The following is a 3,518-nucleotide window of genomic DNA, read 5'->3' on the forward strand; positions in this document are numbered from 1 at the left end:
ATTCCGACGACTGCGGTTTGTGCAGTCGTCGGAATCACCCACAAGTCAGCGGTTACCAGGCGATCGCCGCGCCGCGAAGCGGCGCCAGCCAGCTCAGCCGTTGGCGGCGATGTCGTCGATCAGGGTCAGCAGGGTGCGCACCGGCACGCCGGTGCCGCCCTTCGTCCAGTAACCACTGGCCTCACCGGAGTGGTAGGACGGTCCGGCGATGTCGATGTGCGCCCACTCGACACCCTCGGCCACGAACTCCCGCAGGAAGACGCCGCCCTGCAGCATGTGCCCGGCCCGGTCCATGCTGGCGTTGACCTGGCTGATGTCGGCGACCTCCGAGTCCATGCCCTTGCGCACGTCGTCCGGCAGCGGCATCGGCCAGGCCGGCTCGCCGACCGCGTCGCCGGCCGCCTTGACCCGCTCGCAGGTCTCCGGCGTGCCCATGACGCCGGCGATGCGCTTGCCCAGCGCGACCACCTGCCCACCGGTCAGGGTGGACGTCTCGAAGACGTAGTCGGTGCCGTCGGCGCAGGCGCGGGCGATCGCGTCGGCGAGCACCATGCGGCCCTCGGCGTCGGTGTTTAACACCTCGACCCGCTTGCCGTTGAACATCGTGATGACGTCGCCGGGCCGGTACGCCGTACCGGAGGGCATGTTCTCCGCCATGGCCAGGTAGCCGGTGACCGCGACCGGCGGGCGGAGCGCGGCCACCGCCAGCATCGTGGCGCCGACGGCGGCGGCGCCGGCCATGTCCGACTTCATCTCCCACATGCCCGCGGCCGGCTTGATGCTGATGCCGCCGGTGTCGAAGGTGATGCCCTTGCCGACCAGCGCGACCCGCTTCGGGTTCTCGACGCCCTGCGGGGTGTAGGTGAGCTTGACCAGGCGCGGAGGCGCCTCGGAGCCCTGGCCGACCGCGACGATGCCGCCGTAGCCACCCGCCTTGAGCGCGTCGAAGTCCAGCACCTCGACCTTGAGGCCGGTGCCGTCCGCGGCGGCCGAGACGGCGTCGGCGAACTCCGGCGGGCGCAGCTTGTTGGGGGCCGTGTTCACCCAGTCGCGGGTCAGCCGGACGACCTTCGAGACGATCTCGGCGCGCTCGAGTTCGGCCTGTGCGGCCGAGTCGGCCGCGTCGGGCACGGTCACCTGCAGCGCCTTGACCGGGTCGCGCCGGGTCGGCTGCGGCTTGGTCTTGTAACCGGCGAACCGGTACGACCCGAGCAGCGCACCCTCGAGGATCGAGCGCAGCACGCCGGGCGCGTCGGCGTCGTCGGGCACCGGCAGCGCCAGCGCGACGGTGTCGCTGCCGGCCAGCGCGCGTACGGCGGCACCGGTGCCGCGGCGCAGCGTCTCCGCGGCGGGCGCGGAGCCGGTGGGCTCGTCGCCGAGGCCGACGGCGACGACCAGCGGCGCCGCGACGGTGCCGAGCGTGGCGAGCTTGGTCACCTCGCCGGGAGCGCCGGTCGCGCCGAGCAGGGCCAGCGTCGAGATCAGCTTTCCGTCGAACGCGGCGGCGATGCTCTCCGCGCCGGCGGCCGGCAGGACCGCGCCGCCCTCGTCGGGCTGACTGTGCAGCCCGATGACGATCGCGTCGACGGCCAGTTCGGCCGGATCGCTGTCGACCAGGCTGAGGGAGGGTGCGGGGTGGGTCACTCGGGCTCTCCGCGACGACTGGGGCCGGGAGCTCCCTCGTGGGACGCCCCGACGGTGTGGTCACCCCGGCACGGTCGCGCCGGACGGTGTGTTGTTGTTGTCCCGCCGATGCTAACCACAGTTAAGGCCGCGTGATCCTTCCCGGCCCCAGGTGGTCGGCCGATTTGCCCAGTCCCGCGCGGCGCCGGTTCCATCGTCCGGCAGATGATCTGCCGGTAGCCGTCGGGGAGGCGGGGGGCCCCGGGTAAGTTGCCACTCATGTCTGCCGAGGCCACCGCCCTGCTCCGTTCGCCCCTGCACGAGCGTCACGTCGCGCTCGGGGCCAAGCTCGCCGCCTTCGGCGGCTGGGAGATGCCCCTCGAGTATGCGGGCGGGGGCGTGCTGCGCGAGCACGCCGCCGTGCGCGAGTCCGTCGGCGTCTTCGACGTGTCCCACCTCGGCAAGGCGCGGGTCGCCGGGCCGGGCGCCGCGGACTTCGTCAACTCCTGCCTCACCAACGACCTGGGCCGCATCGCCGCCGGCAAGGCGCAGTACACGCTCTGCTGCGACGACGCCTCGGGCGGCGTGGTCGACGACCTGATCGCGTACCTGATCGGGCCGGACGAGGTCTTCCTCATCCCGAACGCCGCGAACACCGCCGAGGTCGTGCGCCGCCTGGCCGCCGCCGCGCCGGAGGGCATCACCGTCACCGACGAGCACCGCCGGTTCGCCGTCCTGGCGGTGCAGGGCCCGGCTTCGGCCGAGACCGTCACCGGGCTCGGGCTGCCCACCGAGCACGACTACATGTCGTTCAACCCGGCGCGGATCGGCGGCGCCGACCTGATCGTCTGCCGCACCGGCTACACCGGCGAGCACGGCTACGAACTGGTCGTTCCGTGGGACGACGCGGTCGCCGTCTGGGACACGCTGGTCGAGGCCGGCGTCCGCCCGTGCGGGCTCGGCGCCCGCGACACGCTGCGCACCGAGATGGGCTACCCGCTGCACGGCCAGGAACTCTCCCTGGAGATCACCCCGGTGCAGGCCCGCTCCGGCTGGGCGGTCGGCTGGTCCAAGCCGGCGTTCTGGGGCCGCGACGCGCTGCTCGCCGAGAAGGCGGCCGGCCCGCGCCGGCTGCTGCGCGGCCTCGAGCTCACCGGTCGCGGCATTCCCCGCGGTCACATGCACGTGTACGCGGGTGAGACGCAGGTCGGCGAGACCACCAGCGGCACGTTCTCACCGACGAAGAAGGTCGGCATCGCGCTGGCCCTGCTCGACACGTCCGCCGGGCTCGCCGACGGCGACCTGGTCGAGATCGACGTCCGGGGCCGGCGGGTGCAGGCCCGGATCGTCAAGCCGCCGTTCGTCGAGACCTCGGTGCGCTGATGGCCGTCGCCTGGCCGGAGGTGCGCGGGTGGGTCCTCGCGTTGCCCGGCTGCCGCGAGGTCTTCGTCGAGCAGTGGGGCGACTGGACCCTCCGGTACGGCGAGAAGATGTTCGTGGTCGGCGGCCCGGAGCACGACACCGTCTCGGTGAAGGCGTCCCTCGACGAGCAGGCCGAACTCGTCGCGTCCGCGCCGGACACGTACTCGCCGGCACCGTACGTCGGCCGGTACGGCTGGGTGCGGGTGGTGCTCGCCGAAGCCGACGCCGCCGAGTTGCGGCAGGTCGTCACCGACGCCTGGCGCCGGACGGCGTCCAAGAAGGCGGTCAGGGAGTATGACTCAGCCCAGGGCCAGGCCGACCAGGGCTAGCGTCGTCGTCGTCTCGACGGCGGCGCCGAGCACGTCGCCGGTGATGCCGCCACGCCGGCCGGCCGGCCGATCCACCGCGGGCAGATCGTCGCCACCCTCGAAGAAGCGCTCACCGCGATCGCCGGCGGCGAAATCGTTGCACTC

The 3,518-nt window shown here is 73.0% G+C and carries 3 protein-coding genes; 2 read left to right on the forward strand and 1 reads right to left on the reverse strand.

All coding sequences use genetic code 11. From position 1 onward, the window contains the following. Window positions 1–93 precede the first annotated feature (93 nt). On the reverse strand, window positions 94–1,644 hold the full coding sequence (locus AB0F10_RS44745; protein WP_360640582.1) for a leucyl aminopeptidase: 1,551 nt from the start codon (window positions 1,642–1,644) through the stop codon (window positions 94–96). 258 nt (window positions 1,645–1,902) lie between these two features. On the opposite strand from AB0F10_RS44745, the gene gcvT reads away from it, so the two are divergent. Continuing rightward, the gene (gene gcvT / locus AB0F10_RS44750) at window positions 1,903–3,006 is read left to right on the forward strand and encodes a glycine cleavage system aminomethyltransferase GcvT (RefSeq protein ID WP_360640584.1); all 1,104 of its coding nucleotides are present in this window, start codon (window positions 1,903–1,905) and stop codon (window positions 3,004–3,006) included. Next, window positions 3,006–3,374 (forward strand): MmcQ/YjbR family DNA-binding protein, encoded by a 369-nt coding sequence (locus tag AB0F10_RS44755; RefSeq protein WP_360640586.1) that lies wholly within the window; start codon window positions 3,006–3,008, stop codon window positions 3,372–3,374. Before gcvT ends, AB0F10_RS44755 begins: the two co-directional genes overlap by 1 nt. Window positions 3,375–3,518 lie beyond the last annotated feature (144 nt).

The organism is Actinoplanes sp. NPDC026623 (assembly GCF_040638275.1).
GTDB lineage: Bacteria > Actinomycetota > Actinomycetes > Mycobacteriales > Micromonosporaceae > Actinoplanes.

Excerpts from the sequence above, each read along its gene's own strand:
- AB0F10_RS44755 (WP_360640586.1), top strand. The coding sequence starts at position 3,006 with ATGGCCGTCGCCTGGCCGGAGGTGCGCGGGTGGGTCCTCGCGTTGCCC.
- gcvT (WP_360640584.1), top strand. The coding sequence starts at position 1,903 with ATGTCTGCCGAGGCCACCGCCCTGCTCCGTTCGCCCCTGCACGAGCGT.